Origin of the sequence: Pseudomonas sp. FSL R10-1350 (assembly GCF_009600525.1) — a bacterium.
Lineage (GTDB): Bacteria > Pseudomonadota > Gammaproteobacteria > Pseudomonadales > Pseudomonadaceae > Aquipseudomonas > Aquipseudomonas helleri.
Genome location: NZ_WIVR01000060.1, coordinates 1 through 16,354 on the forward strand (window position 1 = coordinate 1; position 16,354 = coordinate 16,354).

Sequence of the window (16,354 nt, forward strand, 5' to 3'; positions counted from 1 at the left end):
GGTTGCTCTGGCGCAGCGGCTGGAGCCACGCCCCGCTGGGCGATAAAAGCGTCAATCTCGGCATCGCTCACCGACGCATCGGCCACCACGCCCAGCAACCCGCCCACCGGCAAGGTTTGCCCCGGCTGCGCCACTTTACGCCGCAGCACACCGTCGAACGGCGCTTCCAGCACGTTGGAGATTTTGCTGGTCTCGATGTCGCACAGTTCCTGATGCTGTTTGAAGCTGTCACCCTCTTCAATCAGCCAGTTGTTCAGGGTGCCCTCTTCCATCGACAGGCCCCATTTAGGCACCTCGATGATTTTGATCTCGCTCATGGTCAGGCCTCCATCACTTTGCGTACGGCGGCCTCGATGCGGTCGACACTCGGGATCCACGCCTGTTCCAGCACCGGCGAAAACGGTACGGGCGTGTGGGGCGGCGTGACCATGATGATCGGCGCCTTGAGCTGGTAGAACGCTTTGGTGGCGATCAGGGCGGCCAGGTCGTGGGCAAAGCCCAGGCGCGCCGCCGACTCATCGACAATGACGACGCGGCCAGTGGAGGTCACGGATTCCAGAATGCCGTCTTCGTCCAGCGGCGACACGGTGCGCGGGTCGACCACTTCAACCGAGATGCCTTCGGCGGCCAGTTTGTCGGCCACCTGGTTGGCTTTGTGGACCATGGCCGCCAGCGCGATGATGGTCACGTCGGTGCCTTCACGTGTGTAATTGGCCACGCCGAACGGGATGGTGTAGGGCTCTTCAGGCACTTCGCCCTTGATGTCGTAAAGCGCTTTGTGTTCACAGAACACCACCGGGTCGTCGTCGCGGATCGCCTGGATCAACAAGCCTTTGACGTCGTAAGGCGTCGACGGCACCACTACCTTGAGGCCCGGCGTGGTGGCAAAAATATGGTACGGCGACTGCGAGTGTTGCGCCGCTGCCGAGAAGCCCGCACCGATCATGCCGCGCACCACCATCGGCGCTTTGGCCTTGCCGCCGAACATGTAGCGAAACTTGGCCGCCTGGTTGTAGAGCATGTCGTGGCACACGCCGAAAAAGTCCATGAACATCAGCTCGGCCACTGGCCGCAGCCCGGTCATGGCCGCGCCCGCCGCCATGCCGATAATCGCCGACTCGGTGATCGGGGTGTCGATCACCCGCGAGGATCCGAACTCGGTCCACAGGCCTTTGGTCACGCCCAGCACGCCGCCGAACGCTTCGCCCTTGCTGCCCACTTCGGCAGTACCGGCCTGACCGCCGCACACGTCTTCGCCGATCAGCACCACACGATCATCGAGCGCCATTTCTTGAGCCAGGGCTTCTTTGACCGCTTCACGATAAGTACGAATTGCCATGGTTCAACTCCTCAGTAAGACACGTAAACGTCGGTCAGCAGGTTTTCTACCGCAGGGAACTCAGCTGCGCGGGCCTTGGCCACGGCGTCATCAACCAAGGCCGTGACCTCGTCGTCGATGGCTTGCAGTTCTTCTGGGGAGATTTGACCGGCAACGTGTTGACTGAAGATTTTCAAAGGGTCGCTTTCATGGCGCAGACGCTCGACTTCGCCGTCTGCGCGATACAGCATCGGGTCACCTTCAAAGTGCCCGTACCAGCGATGGGCAATGGCTTCGATGGCGGTCGGGCCGCCACCGTTGCGCGCCCGCTCGACGGCCTCGCTCACCGCCTCGTACACCGCAAAGAAGTCCGTGCCATCCACCTTGACCGCCGGCATGCCGAAGCCTGCCGCGCGCTGGGTAATGTTGCGCCCACCCACCGCATAGTCGTGGCCGGTGGCTTCGCCGAAACCGTTGTTTTCAAACATGAAGATGACCGGCAGTTGCAGCACCACGGCCATGTTCATGGCTTCGAACACCAGGCCCTGGTTAGAACCGCCATCACCGGTGAACGACACGGCCACGCCGCCGTTACCCAAGGTTTTTGCCGTCAGAGCCGCACCGATGGCCAGGGGTGGCGCGCCACCGACAATGGCGTTGGCGCCGAGCATGCCTTTGCTCAAATCGGCGATGTGCATCGAGCCGCCCTTGCCTCGGCACAGACCAGAATCCTTGCCAAAAATTTCTGCCATCATCCCGTGAATGTCGCAACCTTTTGCAATGCAATGGCCGTGACCACGGTGAGTGGAGCCGATGTAATCGGTGTCTTTGAGGTTCTCGCACACCCCCACCGCAATGGCCTCTTCACCGCAGTAAAGGTGAATAAAACCGGGGATATCACCCGTTGTGTTCTCTTGATGGAGGCGTTCTTCGAACACGCGAATTTCGCGCATTTTGCGGTAGGCCTTGAGCAGTTCTGACTTGCTAAGCGACATGGGTTCGCCCTCTTGTCTTGGCTTTTTTATTGGGTTTATCGAACACCTTGTAGTGATCGACGATGGCGTTCCCTTACGGTAAGAGTCTAAAGTCGCAGCCATAACTACCCGGATGGGGGGGCGCCACTCACTCCCCCGGGGGGTACTCTTGAGCCCCCCAGGGACGGCGTCATCCAAACGCTAGAGGGATGTATAACAACAATGACCCAGGCCAATTTTTCCAACCCGATCGAGCGCCACACGGCCTTTGGTCTTGACCACGGCTTACCGCTGATCGGCACCAAACTGGTACCGCCGCGCTCGGCGCGTACGGTGCTGGCACGGACACGCCTGTTGGAAAAAGTCAGCCTGATGCAAGAGCGCTGCATGGCGCTGGTGTGCGGGCCCGCCGGGTTTGGTAAAACCACGTTGCTGGGGCAGTGGCGCCAGCATTTGCTGGAGCAGGGCCACAGCGTGGCGTGGCTCAGCCTGGATCAGCAGGACAACACCCCGCAGACCTTTCGCCGCTATGTGCTGGCCGCCCTGAGCCAGGCCAGTGGCGAACCGCTGGAGCCGGTGGCGGCCCTGACCGAGAGCCTCGCGCTGGCCGACAGCCGGTTTATCCGCGAGCTGATCAACCTGATGCAGCCCCGGCAAAACGCCCTGTATCTGGTGCTCGATGACCTGCACCTGCTCAACCACCCCGGCATCGTCAGCGACCTTGAGCAGTTGCTGCAGCATGCCCCCGACTGTTTCCACTTACTGGTGGGCAGCCGCAGTGTTCCGGCGCTGCCGCTGAGCCGTTTGCAGGCGCACAATCAGTTGCTTGAAATCGACACCAACGCCCTGCGTTTCAACGTCGAAGAAACCCAAAGCTATCTGGCCAGCGCCAACCCCCAGCGCTTCCCTGCGACCGAATTGCAGCGGGTCCTGAGCCTGACGGAAGGCTGGATCACCGGGATTCAAATGGCCGCATTGGCGCCCAGCGATCCGTTGCGCAACCTCAACCGCATGCACCTGGGCAGTCGGCAGATCGGCCGGTATTTGTACGACGTGGTGCTGGCACCGCTGCCGGTGCGCTTACAAGAATTTTTGTTAAAGACCTCGATACTCGGGCGCCTGACGCCGTCGCTGTGCAATGCCGTGACAGAGCACGACGACGCGGATGACATGCTGGCCGAGATTGAACGGCACAATCTGTTTTTGTTTTCGCTGGACAGCCAGGGCCACTGGTTTCGTTACCACGCCCTGTTTGTCGAGACCCTGAGCGAGCGCTTGCAGCACAGCGATATTGACGTGGTGCACCTGCATGAGCGCGCCAGCAACTGGCTGGCCAAACACCAGTACTGGGCCGAAGCGATTCGCCATGCGTTGGCCGCGGGGCAACTGGGCAGCCGCAGCGATTGCGCCCATCAAGGCGCGCAATCGCTGGCCGAAGAAGGCGATGTCGAGACGCTGGTGCGCTGGTTGCAGCAGATGCCCGAGATCGCCAGCCTGCCCTTGGACCAGCAGCGCATCGACCTGCAACTGAACCTCGCGTGGGCGTTGGGCCATCACTTTCATTTCGCTGCTTCCAGGGGTTTGCTCGACAGCTTACGGCCACTGTTCAGCACGCCGCAGCCTTGCTCGCGGCTGACCATCAAATACCAGGTGATCGGCGCCATTACCGAGGCCTTCGCTGAAAATATCAGCCAAAGCATCGAGCGCGTTGAGCCGTTGCTGGCGCAGGTGCCGTGCGGCGATACCTGGGTTGACGGGCTGATCTGCAACATCCTCAGTTATGGCTACATGACCCAGGGCCATTTCCCTCAGGCGCAAGCGGTGCAGCGCCATATGCCGTGCCCGACCACACCCTCGCACAATCTCTTTGTGACGGTTTACCGTGCTTTTGTGCTGGGGCTGAGCCACTTTCGCCAAGCCGATTTGCACAGCGCCGAGCAGTATTACCGCTTGGCGCTGACCCCGACCGAAGACCTCACCGGCCCGCAATCGAGTGGCAGCGCGACGCTGGCGGCACTCTTGGGTGAGGTGCTGTACGAGCGCGGTGAGTGGCAAGCGCTGCAAACGCTGGTGACGCCGCGTTTGAGCCAGATCGACGCCAACGCCCCACTGGACGCGCTGTTTGGCGCCTACGCCAGCCTGGCCCGCCGGGCGTTGCTGATGGGCGAACCGACCCAGGCGCGCTACCTGCTGGAGCATGCGCAGCAACTGGCAACCCTGCGCCGCTGGCCCCGGTTGCAAGCCTGGCTGCTGGTAGAGGAAATACGCATTCACCTGGCGAGTGAGCAACTGCCGCAGGCGTTGGAGTTACAGGCGCAGTTCGAGGCGCTGGACCCGCAGCGGGCGCATGCCGAGATCACCCGTGCCCGCACTGAAGCGCACTGCCATATCGCCGCGGCGCAAAAAAACTGGAGCCTGGCGGCTACCCTGTGGCAAGCCCTGCTGCAAGACGACGAGCGTCAGGGCCAACTGTTGCGCGCCGCCCGCAGCCGCGCTGCGCTGGCGTGTGCGTTATGGCCAAGCGATCAGGCGGGCGCCGTCAACACCTTGCAACCGCTGCTTAACCTGGCGTGTCGGCAAGATTTGCGACGCAGTGTGCTGGATGCCGGTGACGCCATGCCGGCGCTGCTTGAAGCCACGGTGAAAACGGTTCGCGGTGAGATTGCGCAATACCTGCGCGGCCTGCAGGAAAACCTCGACCCACGGATTGGCAACGAAGACCTCGACAGCCGCGAGCCGAGTTTGAGTGAGCGCGAGTTGCAGATTTTGCGTTTGATTGCCCAAGGCCAGGCCAACAAAGAAATCGCCCGCAGCCTCGACATCTCGGCAGAGACCGTGAAATGGCACCTGAAAAACCTGTTCAGCAAATTGCACGTCACCAGCCGCATACAAGCGATCACGCGGGCGCAGAAGTTGTGTTTGTTGGGGTAAAAGGGTCGCCGAAAATCCCGTAGCAGTTGCCGAGCCTGCAAGGCTACGTCCGATTGCGCAGCGATCGTCAACGCAGAAAACTCCGTTTAACTGACACACCGCATTAGCTGGTTTTACGACGACTCCGTCGCCGGACGCAGCCTCGCACGCTCGTCAGCGACTACAAAAGCCGGTTGAGCCCTGTAGTCGCTGCCGAAGCATGAGGCTGCGATGGGGTGCGCAGCGATCGTCAATGCAGAAAACTCCGTTTGCCTGACACACCGCGTTAGCTGGTTTTACGACGACTTCGTCGCCGGACGCAGCCTCGCAGGCTCGGCAGCTGCTACAAAAGCCGGTTAAGCCCTGTAGTCGCTGCCGATGCATGAGGCTGCGATGGGGTGCGCAGCGACCCCAAGCGGCTGTCCGGGCCCGCATCGCAGCCTTCGTTCCTCGGCAGCGACTACAAGAGTTTTGCGAAAAAACCGGGTTGGGTTGCCAGGGCTGTTCGCAATTGGGCGGCGCTAATGGTGCGTTTGGTTGGGTCTAATGCCAGGGCTTTGCGCACGGCGCGCCAGGCGTGGCGGGGCAGGTTTTTTGGGCGTTTGAGACGCGTGCGGCTTGCGGGCTGTCGGTTGAACGGGTGTTTGCCGCTGGCCAGTTCATACAGCAAACACCCCAGCGCATACACGTCGGCAACGCAGGTCAACGCCGCACCTTCAAGGATTTCAGGCGCGGCGTACCCCGGTGTCCAGGCGTTGATGCGGCTTCGGCTGACCGGCGCCAAGCCGTCCAGCGTTCCGGCCTGCGCCTGGCCAAGGCCAAAGTCGAACAAGCGCACGCCGTCTTCGCTCAGCAATACATTGCTCGGCTTGAGGTCGCCGTGCAGCACGCCGCGCTCATGGGCGTGCGCCACAGCATCGAGCAGCGGCAAGGCGATCTCCTGTAACGCAGACCACCCCAACCCCAACGGGCGCTCGCACAACAAACGGTCCAGGGTCGGGCCGCGCAATAACTCCATCACCATAAACACCCGCTGGTGCGTCGTATCGACGTCAAAGCTGTAGATACGCAGCACGTTGGGATGGTGCAAATGGCGCATCAGCGCGTACTCGTTGAAGAGCAAGGCGCTGGCATCCGGTGACTGTTCATAGGCTTCGCTGAGCACTTTCAGGGCGACGTAAGGCTGCGGGTCACCGAACTGTTCCTGAAGCAGGTCACGCGCCCGATACACCGTGCCCATGCCACCCGCGCCCAACAAGCGCTCGATGCAGTAACGCCCGCCGAGCACGGTTGGCAGTGCGCTCATTGGCGGATCACCACGGCGCTGATGTTGTCGCGCGCATCACCGCGCAGCACGCCGTCAAACAACCGCGCCAGCGCCACCTGCGGCGAGATCAGGCTCAGCGCGTTGCCCATCTCGCTGTGGCTGAGGTTCTGGTACAAGCCATCGCTGCACAGCAAAAACACATCGTCGGGCAGCACTTCAAGCTCGACCACGCTCAAGTTCAAATGCTCGCTGGCACCAATGGCGCGGGTCAGCGCACGGGCGCCGGGTTGGGCGAGCGCCTGCTCGCTGCTCATGGCGTGCTCATCCATCAGTTGTTGCTGCAACGAATGGTCCCGCGACAGTTGGTACAACTGCCGCCCACGCCACAGGTAGCAACGGCTGTCGCCCGCCCAGACACAGGCGCCCCGCTAGCCCTCCAGCAGCAACGCGACCACGGTGCTGCCCATCAGGTTGTCAGCATGTTGATCGCTGACGGTGAGTTCCTGGCCCATGCGCCGGTTGAGCCAATGCAGGCACTGGCGCACGGCGTCCAGGCGCTGATCGAAGGTCTGCGCCTGGGTCAGCTCCCCCAGGCTGGTGACGATCATCTGGCTGGCGATGTCGCCCGCCCGATGGCCGCCCATGCCATCGGCCACGGCCCACAGCCCTTGCTGTGGGCAATCGAGAATGGCGTCTTCATTGCGCTCACGGACCTTGCCCTGATCGGTGCACGCCGCGCTGCGCCATGGCAGTGCTGGCGCCATCACAGTTGCTCGGTCAGACGGAAGCTGCGCAGCACGTCCATATCAAACGGGTTGGGCGTGCGTTGGCTCATCAACAGGTAATTGGCGCGTAACCCGCCCACATCGGCCTTGAGCACCATCACATCGCGCCCGCTCAGGTAGTCGGTTTGCATCAGATCCAGCAAACGGAACAACGACCAGGGCCCGGTGCTTTTTTCGAAGCCGACCGGGCGCCCGACGGTTTTTTCCATGACCAGGCTGGTGCGGCCGTTTTCGGCTTCAGTGGGCCACTGCAAGGTCACCGGAACGATCGGGCCATGCCGGTATTCGATGGACTGGTTGCCAAAGCGGAACTCGGAGCGGCTAACGCTGGAGTCCAGGTTGTAGGGTTCGAGGGTAAACTGCACCTGCGGCTCTGCCGGGTTTTGCGCAAAGAAGCTTTGACGAATGACGTGCACCGCGGCCATTTGATCCAGGTAGGTTCTGGCCATCGGCAAGCCTTGCCCATCCATGCTGCGCAGACGGTAATTACCCGCTTCACCGCTAACAAAAGGCCGCATGTAGGTGTCGAAAAAGCGATCACTGATGCCTTGCCCACGGAAGAACTCGCGGAAATCATTCAGGGCCACGTCGCTGTGGCTATGGGCGTTAAACGGATAACGCTGTTTGATCGCCCGCACGTAAAAGCCGTACAACTCGCGCTGATAGCGCTGGTTGATAAATTGATACGTGTCGCTGAGCACCAGACGCCAGGTGTGCTCAGTCACCCCGTTGAACCACCCGTTGAGCGGGCTCGGCAAGCGTTGCGACGCCTGACGCAGTTGGCTCAGGGCATCACGCTGGCCGGTCATGCGCGACGCGGCCATGTCGAAGGCGGCCTGGTCCGGTGTGCTGGCACGGGCCAGGCCGGCCAGTTGCAGTTGCACGTCGTTGAGCCCCTGCAAGGCAGGAATAAGGTCTGCGGCCGGGCCGTCGTTTTCATCCAGCAAACGGTGCAAAGGCTCGAAGCGGCGCTGCAAAGCTTTTTTGGCGGTATCCGGTACGTTTGCCGCTACAGCATCCAGGGCTTGAGTGGCTTTTTCGGCTGCCTCGGGCAGGGTTTCAAGGGCCTCGGCCACGCTTGGGAAGCGCGTGTTTTCTCGCACTTGGAGCAGCAAATGCAGCACCGCAGAGTTGGCCGAGGTCAGCCCGGCAAACTGCTCGGCGCCTTCACGGGCGGTGTTGAAAGGCTGTAGCGCCAACTGCCCGACCGCTTCGCTCCAGTGCGTGGCGTAATCACGAAAGTACAGTTGCTCAAGTTCAACCATCAGCTTGCGCAGGTCCATGGCGCTGAGGGTGTTGCCCTCACCCAGTACCCAGTTGTCACGCAGGATGTCACTGACCAGCGTCGCGCCCTGCACCGAAAAATACTGCTTGTAGCCTTGTTGGGTGTAGAACCCCGGGATCACATAACCCGCGCCGCTGAACACGCCACCTTGCGGCCCCAGATGCTGATCAAAGCTGTACGGTGCCAAGGTGTGCGCCTGCTCGCGCAACATGCGATACACCACTGAGGCCAGCGACTCACTGCGCAAGGCCTGACGTGCCTGGGCGATCAAAGTGTCGTTGAGCGGGTAGTTGAGCGTGAGGCCGAGCAACCGACCAAAGTGCTGGTTGAGCCCATTCTGCACGGCGCTATTACCGGGGTAGCGCGCTGACCAGTCGGTGGCCACCCACGCTTTGAGCCAGGCATTGTCGCGGCGCTCGGGCATGCCCAGCATCAGGTACGCGCGCACGCTGTTGAGCAGGCGGTCGCGGTTGTTGAGGTTAGCGCGGATCTGGCTTTCAAGTTGCTGAGCCACACGGGGCAGCAACTGCGCCTGAAGCTCGCGCTCGTAGGCCTGGGTCACCACCGGGTGGCTGACGCCGCCCTGATACAAACCCGTGCGTTCATGCAGCGACACGTCAATCAGCGACGGGAACACCCGTGTCGCGGCGTACTGCGTGTCGAGCGTGCCAATAATGGCCCGGGCATCATCACGCGGGCTCAACAGTGAGCGCTGCCGGTTTGATTGCTGGGCCAGTTCGCGCAGTGTGTCCAGCCGCTCATGGTTGGCCGAAAAGCTTGCTGTCCACAGCAGACCTACGCCACCGAGTACCGCCAGCGCGCCCACGTACATGCCGCGCTGACCCCAGTGCAGGCGCCGACGCTCGCGTTTATCCAGCCCCGCCAGTTCTGCCTCGGGGAAAATAACCCGGCTTAACAGGTGATGAACAAAGTGCGAGCGGCCACTGTGCAAGGTCGGCAGCACCTGGGCTTTCATGTCCAGCCGTGCACCGACATCGGCAGTGGTCGGGTTCAGTTTTTGTTTAACGTGAGGCGAGCTGGTCAGGTAAAAGCCGCGCAGCGGGCTGGCACGCTGGTAACGATTGCCGGTGAATGCCATGTCGACAAACAGGCACAACCGCTCGCCAATGCTGCCCAGTTGATGCGGAAAATCGAGAATGCGCCCGCGTCGCAGACTGTCGCGCTCTTGGTGCATGCGCGTGATGACCTGGCTGTTGAGTCGCCCCAACAACGCTTCGAACTCGGCGCGCAGCAAGGCCACATCGGCACCGCTCTGCCCTTCACCAAAGCTGGCACCAAACACCTGGTCGCTCTCTTCGCGGCTCAGTTGTTCAAAGAACTCGGTGAAGCCCATCAGTTTGTCGGCCTGGCTCAGCACCAGATACACCGGCACCTCGATGTGCAAGGTTTGATGCAGTTCTTGCAGACGCAGGCGAACCTGTTCGGCCAGGTCAGACAAACGGGTTTCATCGGTGGAAAACAGCGCATCAACCGGCAAGGTCACCAGCACACCATTGAGCGGGCGCTCGCGTCGGCGCTTGCGCAACAGGTCGAGCAAGGTGCGCCAGCCGTTGGCATCGGCGTGGGTGGCGTCTTGGGTGAGGAAGCGCCCGGCGGTGTCGATCAACACGCCGTTTTCAGCAAAATACCAATCGCAATCACGGGTGCCGCTGGTGTCACGGGTGAGCTTGCGATCAATTTTGTTGAGCGGAAAATCCAGCCCCGAAAAATCCAGCAAGCTGGTTTTGCCGCTGCCCTTGGGGCCGATCAGCACGTACCAAGGCAGTTCATCGCGCCAGCGCTCGCTGCGACCTCGGTACACGCTGGAGGTTTTGAGTGTACGCAACGCGTCTTTGAAGCGTGCGCGCAGTTCTTTATGGCTGGCATTGATCAGCGCTTCACGGCGCTCGCGCTCTTGGCCGACGTCGTTGTCTTCGGCCTCTTTTTTACGCACCCCGGCCCGCCAACTGACAAAGACCATGGTCAGGCCCCAGATCAGGCACAGCGCACTGATGGTCAACAGCCGCGCCGTGGCGTCCGCCCAGAATTTATGCTCATTGACCGCCAACAGCGGCCCCACCCACCACACCAGCAGGGCAATCGACAGCAGCAGTAACAGCGTCCACACCCAGGTCTGGCACACAAAGGCACCGACCTTTTTAAACACGTTTTTCATGACCTATCCCTAATTACAACTGCGCTCGTACAACCGGAGTGTCGAGCTGTTGATACGGCTGCAAAACGACGTCGCGCTGCTCGCCCAAAACCCAGGCAAAGCCCGAAAACATGACCACCAGGCATCCCGCCGTGAAGGTCGCGAGCAACCACCCCGGCACGATGCGGGTCAGGCGGTGGCGGTGTGACTTGAGCCCTTGCCAGTGCGGTGAAAGCTCACGCGGGACGTCCCCGCGCAAGTGCCGGATCTGCCGGTACAGCGCATCACGAATGCCGTCGAGTTCATGAATGCCGCGCTCGATGACGCGGAACTTGCCTTCAAAGCCCAAGGCCAGGCACAGGTAAATCAGCTCCAGCAGCGAGAGGTTGTACACCGGGTCTTTGCACAGCTGGTCGAGCACCTGAAAGACCTTCTCGCCGCCAAAGGTTTCGTTGTGAAAGCTGCTCAGCAGGCTCTGCTGCGACCACTCGCTTTCCTTGCCCCAGCGGGTGGTCACCACGGCCTCGTCGACCACCGTGCACAGCACGTAACGGGCTTTCATCATGTGTTGGCTGTCAACGCCCCGGCACAGGGCATTGGCCTCAAACGCCTTGATGGCGGCGGTGAGCTGCCCGTGCAGGCCCACCAACGTGTCTGGCGAGGTGCTGTGCTTGATGTGCACCACGAACGACAGCACTTCACTGGCCGCAGCCACCAGCGGGTTAACACTGACGCTGAACGCGTCGGCAGGTTTTACCCGCGCCGAATAGATCATGCGCTCGGCAAGTTGCTCGATTTTTGGCGGGGCCTGCACGTCGGTCAGGGCTGCGGTCGCAGGCGTGTGGCCATCGCGAAAAACCATCACCGTGCTGTCATCTGTTGGGTGTTGTGAATCCGTACGCATGGCGGTCAGTTCCTGATGGCCCAAAATTGCAGTTCAAGCGCTGAAAACTCGCCCGAGACATGGAAGGCAAAGCCACCGGAGCGCTCCAGTTGCGCAAGCTCTTCGCTGCCCAGTTCGAGGATGAAATAGGTCTTGTTGGAGTGAAACGGGATCTGCCGGGGTGCCACCGGCAAGGGTTTGACCTTGAAGCCCGGCAGGTGCAGGTTGACCAGTTGGCGGATGTTTTCGACGGCCCCGACCTTGAGGTGCGCGGGTAAGCGATGGCGCAGTTCTTCGCTGTCGCAATGGGCCTGGGCGGCGAGCACAAACGAGGTGGTGGCGAGCAATGCGTGGTCGGTTAATGGCGACACCAGCACGCCGTACTGACGGCTTTCCAACACCAGTTCCATGGCGTGTTGCTCCAGCACCATCGACAGCACCTGGCGAATCGAGTCCATCAAGCTGCGAAAACTTTCGCCCTGATTGCTGTGCTGGTAGGCGCTGCGCACCTGCGGGCGTTTGCTCTCGCTGCCAAAGGTCGCCAGGTCGCCGAGCATCGCCAGCAACGCGCAATACAGCTCTTCGGGGTGCAGGTGCTCAAGGCTCAAATAGTGGCGCAACACCAGTTCGGTGCGGTTGATCAGCTGGAGCATCATGAAGTCACCGACCTCTGCCCCGCCGACCTTGCCATTGGAGCTGATGCGCTGCGCCAGCGCCTCGCCGCGATTGGCGATCATGCTGATGACTTCTTTGAGGCACGACAGTACATAGCCCGACGCGTGGGCGTGGATAAAGGTCGGCACAAATTGCTCATCCAGACGGATCACGCCGTCTGAGGTGGTGTCGAGGATCTGGCACACCTGCAACTTGATGCAGGCTTGATCATTCTGTTGCTCGCCCAGCACCAGACGAAAATCCGGGCGGGCGCAACTGACCTGGCTGCTGGCGTCGTCACCGGCGTTTGAGTCGGACACTTCGATGTCGAACGCGGTGTAGCGCGCCAGCACATCGGCCTGGTCCACACGGCGGGTTTCAATGTGATTGCCGGTGACCAGAGGCAAGGCCAGGTAAACCGCCGTGTTGGCGGTGTGGCGCGGCACATCGAGGACCAGTGCCTGGGTGCTGCCGCTCAGCTCAAACAGGCTACCGTCCGGCAACACACCCGCCGCCTGGCTGATCACCAGTTTGCCCATATTGAGAAACTGCATGTCGATGTCCAGCCCCAGAAAGCCCCAGGTGTAGCGGCCCAGTAACTGGGTGCGGGCTTTCATTTGGTGGTGGTAATAACGGTCGCTTTGTTGGAAGTGTTGCGGGCGCAGCAACATGCCTTCGCGCCAGATAACTTTGTGTGCATTCATACTCAATCATCCGCCTGTGCAGAGGCCCGGGCGGCGTTATGAATGCCCGCCTGATCGAGTACCAAGTGGGCCGTGGTCAGTTCGCCGGCAGCCAGCGGCACTACATAGCGCCATTGCGTTTGCGGCAGGTCTCGATACGCGGCCAGCACCGCGACATAGCGGCTGCCGGGCTCGACGCTTAGCTTGAGGTCGACGGTCTCGCCGGGGCGCACCTCCAGCTCTTCACTGGTGACCAGATCCGGTGAAAGCGAGGCTTTGGGCCGCTCGTACAGGCTGAAGAAATCGGCGTTCTCAAAGGCAACCGGGTGTTTGAGTTCCAGCAACCGAACCACCAGCGGCGACGGGCGGCCGTTGAGGTCGAGGTTGACCTGATCACTGGCGCTTAACGTCAGGTCGAGCTTGGTCAGGCTGGAGTACGGCGACAACGCCGAGCATCCGCCCAGCAGCCACACCGTCAGTGCCAGCAGAACGTTGCGATAAAAGGGGGTACTACGCGACATGCGCATCATCCTTGAGGGTCATTGTGGAGGGTGGAAATCATGCGCACTTGCACGTCGTAGGCCTGAGCAAAATCACGCGCCAGCACGCGCTCACACCAGTCATCGTCCTGTTGCAGGGCCTGGTGATAGCGACTGAAGGCCCGCCAGCGGCTGGCCGATGTCTTGAGCCACGGCTGATAGCCATCACGCTCAAAGCGCAAGACCAATTGCTGCGGGGAGAAGTGCTCAAGACTGCTGCGGATTGCGGCACGGCTGGCGCTCAACAGCGCGACCTGATGCGCCTGTACATCCCGAAAGGCACGCCCGACCACCTGCTCGGCCGAGGGCTGGTGGGGCTTTTTCGGGGCCAGCAACAGGCCTAATGCTTCGGTGGCATCCTGGCTGGAGGTGAGCGGGTTTTGCCGGGTGTCCGGGGCGGCGGTGCGGGCCAGTCGCAGCTGGTTTTTAAGCTCGCTGCGGGTCCACAGGCTTTGTTGTAAACCGCCGATGCTGTGCATGAGCAAATGCGCGGCCTTGAGCGCCAGCGCTTCGCGGTCTTCACGTGATTGCTGCGCAAGGTCAACGCCCAGCACCGCACCAAACGCCAGCCAAAAGGCCTCGTCACTGGGTGGTCCCATGGCCGCAATCGGCTCGGGCAGTGGCGCCTTCGGGGCTTCGATCAGATGCGGGACCCGCAGGTTTTCGTAGTCGATCCGGGCGAAGTCGACACGCTGCTCCCAGTCTGTTGGCTGGCCGGGGCGTGGCTCCGGATCCTCCAGCACGGCAAAGACAGCCGCGGGTATTTTGATCGGGTCGAGCGGGTCCATGGCCAAAAAAGCATCATCGGGGATGATGCTGCCCGCCGGTTGAGGGCGCCCAACCTGCTCCAGCATCGCTTGCAGCTCGTGCTCCAGTTGCGCACGCAACTGGAAGTCACCGATGTAAAACACGTCGCCATGTTCAATGCGCTGCGCCTGGCCCTTGTTCAGCCAGGCCTCGGAGCGGTTGCAGCGACTGCCGTTGGTGCTGGTGTCAGTGAAGAAAAACGTGCCGTCCCGATAGCTGATGTGCGCGTGGTAATTGGAGACGCTGCGTGTGCTGTCCACGAGCACCCACTCGCAGGCCGCATTGCGCCCGATGCTGCCGCCTTGCTCGGTGAAGGTTTTGCGCATCACCTGCGCAGCGTCCCGCGACCGTGTGTCGAGCAGGTCGAATACCAGTTCCATAGTGTGGCTCCTTACGGTCACTTACCGCGATTGACCGCTTGCGGATCACCCAATGGGCGATAGCTGTTGTCGTTGAATTTGTAATTGGCGCTGCACCCACTGGCACCGCAAAGCACGGCGACAGTCAGCAACACGGCGCACCAGAGACGAGCAGTCATCAGGAGAGTCTCCACAGGCACAAAGAATGAAAGGGGCTCACGAGGCCTTCCTTTTTAGATCGTCCAAACGGATATTCAGGCGCTCCAGGCGGTACAGCAGCGTGCGCCGGGCGACGCCCAACTCATGGGCAGCGCGGGTCTGGTTACCGGCGTTTTTGCGCAGGCAGTCGAGCAGCAAAACCCGCTCAACCTGCTCCAGACGCTCGCGCAAATTGAGGGTGGCGGCATCGGTGGAGGCATCGCGCAACAGCGAGAAATGTTCCGGGCGCAATTCAGTGCCTTCGCACAGCAACACCGCCCGCTCCACCAGCCCTTTAAGCTCGCGCACGTTGCCGGGGAAGGCGTAGCTCGCCAGTTGCTCCAGCACCGGCTCGGACCAGAGCAGCGGCTGGCGCTGTAAAAACGCGCAGGTCTGCGCGGCAAAATGTCGGGCCAGATCGAGGATGTCGCCCTCGCGCTGACGCAAGGCCGGCAAGGTGATGGGGAATTGTGCGAGGCGGTAATACAGGTCTTCGCGAAACAGCCCCTGGCTGACCAATTGCGCCAGATCGCGATGGGTGGCGGCGATGATTCGCACATCGATTTTATGCGTGTGATTTGAGCCCAAGGGGCGGATCTCGCCCTCCTGCAACACGCGCAATAACTTGGCTTGCAACGACAGCGGCATGTCACCGATTTCGTCCAGCAGCAAAGTGCCGCCGTTGGCACTGTCAAACAGCCCGGCGCGGTCACGGTTGGCACCGGTAAAGGCACCTTTGCGATAACCGAACAGCTCGCTTTCCAGCAGGGCCTCCGGGAAGGCCGCGCAGTTCTGCACGATAAAGGGCCGGTCACGGCGTGAGCTGCCGTCATGAATCGCCCGGGCGACGACTTCTTTGCCGGTGCCGGTTTCGCCCATCAGCAGCACGGTGTAGGGGCTGTTCAGCACTTTGTTGATCAGGTGATACGTCTGGCGCATGGCCCGGCTTTTGCCGATCAGCCCGCTCGTGCTGCCAGTCAGGTCTGTGGGCATTACCGAGGTGGCGTCCTGCTGATGCAAACGCAACTGCGCCCCGACAAAAGTGCCGAAGACACCAACAGAAGGCGCATAAGCCAACAGCTCAAGCGCTTGACGACTGGCGACCAGCAACACGCCGGCAACCGACTGCTGCGCATTGAGCAGTGGTACACACAGCAACGCCCGCCACGGCAGGCCCTGGCTGGGCAAAAAGCCGATGTCATACAGCCCGTCGCTGAGGTCATCGACACTCACAACCCGATTCTGGCACACGGCAAACTGCAACAGGTGCTGGCCTGCGTAATCTGTTGGCAACCCTTGTTCGCGGGGCGGTTGCACAAGCCCGTCGAGCCATTCTGCAGTCAGTTCCAGTCGCTTGTGCGTGGCATCGAGCACATACAGCTGGCTCAATTCACAGCCACTGAGTTGGGCCACGGCACGCACGCACTGACCGACCACACCGGCGCTATCAGTGCAGCGCGCCACGCTGGCAAAGTGCTGGAGCAACGACTCGGCATACGCCAGAGGGTCCGCTACGTGAACAAACATCGGCTCCACC

Annotated in this window: 12 protein-coding genes and 1 pseudogene; 1 reads left to right on the plus strand and 12 read right to left on the minus strand. The window is 61.5% G+C overall.

Annotation, left to right across the window (positions count from 1 at the left end; all coding sequences use genetic code 11):
- From GHO25_RS20720 to GHO25_RS20730, 3 genes are all read right to left on the minus strand, one after another.
- Positions 1-317, minus strand: a 317-nt coding sequence (locus tag GHO25_RS20720) for a biotin/lipoyl-containing protein (protein ID WP_306108775.1), incomplete at its 3' end; no start/stop codon positions are given.
- A 2-nt stretch (positions 318-319) separates the two neighbouring features.
- Positions 320-1,339 carry an alpha-ketoacid dehydrogenase subunit beta gene (locus GHO25_RS20725; RefSeq protein WP_048367731.1) on the minus strand — a complete coding sequence of 340 codons (1,020 nt, stop codon included), beginning with the start codon at positions 1,337-1,339 and terminating at the stop codon, positions 320-322.
- 11 nt (positions 1,340-1,350) lie between these two features.
- A complete protein-coding gene (locus GHO25_RS20730; RefSeq protein WP_153392123.1) occupies positions 1,351-2,313 on the minus strand; it encodes a thiamine pyrophosphate-dependent dehydrogenase E1 component subunit alpha in 963 nt (320 codons plus the stop codon).
- Between the two features lie 201 nt (positions 2,314-2,514).
- On the opposite strand from GHO25_RS20730, the gene GHO25_RS20735 reads away from it, so the two are divergent.
- Positions 2,515-5,223, plus strand: coding sequence for a LuxR C-terminal-related transcriptional regulator (locus tag GHO25_RS20735; protein WP_153392126.1), 2,709 nt, complete (start codon positions 2,515-2,517; stop codon positions 5,221-5,223).
- Between the two features lie 439 nt (positions 5,224-5,662).
- Here the strand turns inward: GHO25_RS20735 and GHO25_RS20740 are convergent, their stop codons facing one another.
- The 9 genes and pseudogenes from GHO25_RS20740 to GHO25_RS20780 form a co-directional block, all read right to left on the minus strand.
- Entirely contained in the window at positions 5,663-6,508 is an 846-nt protein-coding gene (locus GHO25_RS20740; RefSeq protein WP_153392128.1) for a serine/threonine-protein kinase, read from the minus strand.
- A pseudogene (locus GHO25_RS20745) lies at positions 6,505-7,233 on the minus strand (PP2C family serine/threonine-protein phosphatase). Before GHO25_RS20745 ends, GHO25_RS20740 begins: the two are co-directional and overlap by 4 nt.
- Positions 7,233-10,715: a type VI secretion system membrane subunit TssM gene (tssM, locus tag GHO25_RS20750; protein ID WP_153392131.1), complete on the minus strand. Its 3,483-nt coding sequence runs from the start codon at positions 10,713-10,715 to the stop codon at positions 7,233-7,235. Before tssM ends, GHO25_RS20745 begins: the two are co-directional and overlap by 1 nt.
- A gap of 13 nt (positions 10,716-10,728) precedes the next feature.
- Positions 10,729-11,598, minus strand: a complete 870-nt coding sequence (gene icmH, locus GHO25_RS20755; protein ID WP_048367738.1) for a type IVB secretion system protein IcmH/DotU — start codon at positions 11,596-11,598, stop codon at positions 10,729-10,731.
- Positions 11,599-11,603: 5 nt separating this feature from the next.
- Positions 11,604-12,935, minus strand: coding sequence for a type VI secretion system baseplate subunit TssK (gene tssK / locus GHO25_RS20760; RefSeq protein WP_153392133.1), 1,332 nt, complete (start codon positions 12,933-12,935; stop codon positions 11,604-11,606).
- A 2-nt stretch (positions 12,936-12,937) separates the two neighbouring features.
- Complete coding sequence (tssJ, locus tag GHO25_RS20765) at positions 12,938-13,435, minus strand: type VI secretion system lipoprotein TssJ (protein WP_153392135.1); 498 nt, start codon at positions 13,433-13,435, stop codon at positions 12,938-12,940.
- A 5-nt stretch (positions 13,436-13,440) separates the two neighbouring features.
- The gene (gene tagH, locus GHO25_RS20770; protein ID WP_153392137.1) at positions 13,441-14,640 is read right to left on the minus strand and encodes a type VI secretion system-associated FHA domain protein TagH; all 1,200 of its coding nucleotides are present in this window, start codon (positions 14,638-14,640) and stop codon (positions 13,441-13,443) included.
- A gap of 17 nt (positions 14,641-14,657) precedes the next feature.
- Positions 14,658-14,798, minus strand: coding sequence for a hypothetical protein (locus GHO25_RS20775; protein ID WP_048367741.1), 141 nt, complete (start codon positions 14,796-14,798; stop codon positions 14,658-14,660).
- A gap of 37 nt (positions 14,799-14,835) precedes the next feature.
- Positions 14,836-16,344, minus strand: a complete 1,509-nt coding sequence (locus GHO25_RS20780) for a sigma 54-interacting transcriptional regulator (protein ID WP_153392140.1) — start codon at positions 16,342-16,344, stop codon at positions 14,836-14,838.
- Between the last annotated feature and the right edge of the window lie 10 nt (positions 16,345-16,354).

Coding starts and splice junctions, on each gene's coding strand:
- icmH (WP_048367738.1), bottom strand. CDS start 11,598: ATGCGTACGGATTCACAACACCCAACAGATGACAGCACGGTGATGGTT.
- GHO25_RS20775 (WP_048367741.1), bottom strand. CDS start 14,798: ATGACTGCTCGTCTCTGGTGCGCCGTGTTGCTGACTGTCGCCGTGCTT.
- GHO25_RS20780 (WP_153392140.1), bottom strand. CDS start 16,344: ATGTTTGTTCACGTAGCGGACCCTCTGGCGTATGCCGAGTCGTTGCTC.
- GHO25_RS20725 (WP_048367731.1), bottom strand. CDS start 1,339: ATGGCAATTCGTACTTATCGTGAAGCGGTCAAAGAAGCCCTGGCTCAA.
- GHO25_RS20740 (WP_153392128.1), bottom strand. CDS start 6,508: ATGAGCGCACTGCCAACCGTGCTCGGCGGGCGTTACTGCATCGAGCGC.
- tssK (WP_153392133.1), bottom strand. CDS start 12,935: ATGAATGCACACAAAGTTATCTGGCGCGAAGGCATGTTGCTGCGCCCG.
- tagH (WP_153392137.1), bottom strand. CDS start 14,640: ATGGAACTGGTATTCGACCTGCTCGACACACGGTCGCGGGACGCTGCG.
- tssM (WP_153392131.1), bottom strand. CDS start 10,715: ATGAAAAACGTGTTTAAAAAGGTCGGTGCCTTTGTGTGCCAGACCTGG.
- GHO25_RS20730 (WP_153392123.1), bottom strand. CDS start 2,313: ATGTCGCTTAGCAAGTCAGAACTGCTCAAGGCCTACCGCAAAATGCGC.
- tssJ (WP_153392135.1), bottom strand. CDS start 13,435: ATGTCGCGTAGTACCCCCTTTTATCGCAACGTTCTGCTGGCACTGACG.
- GHO25_RS20735 (WP_153392126.1), top strand. CDS start 2,515: ATGACCCAGGCCAATTTTTCCAACCCGATCGAGCGCCACACGGCCTTT.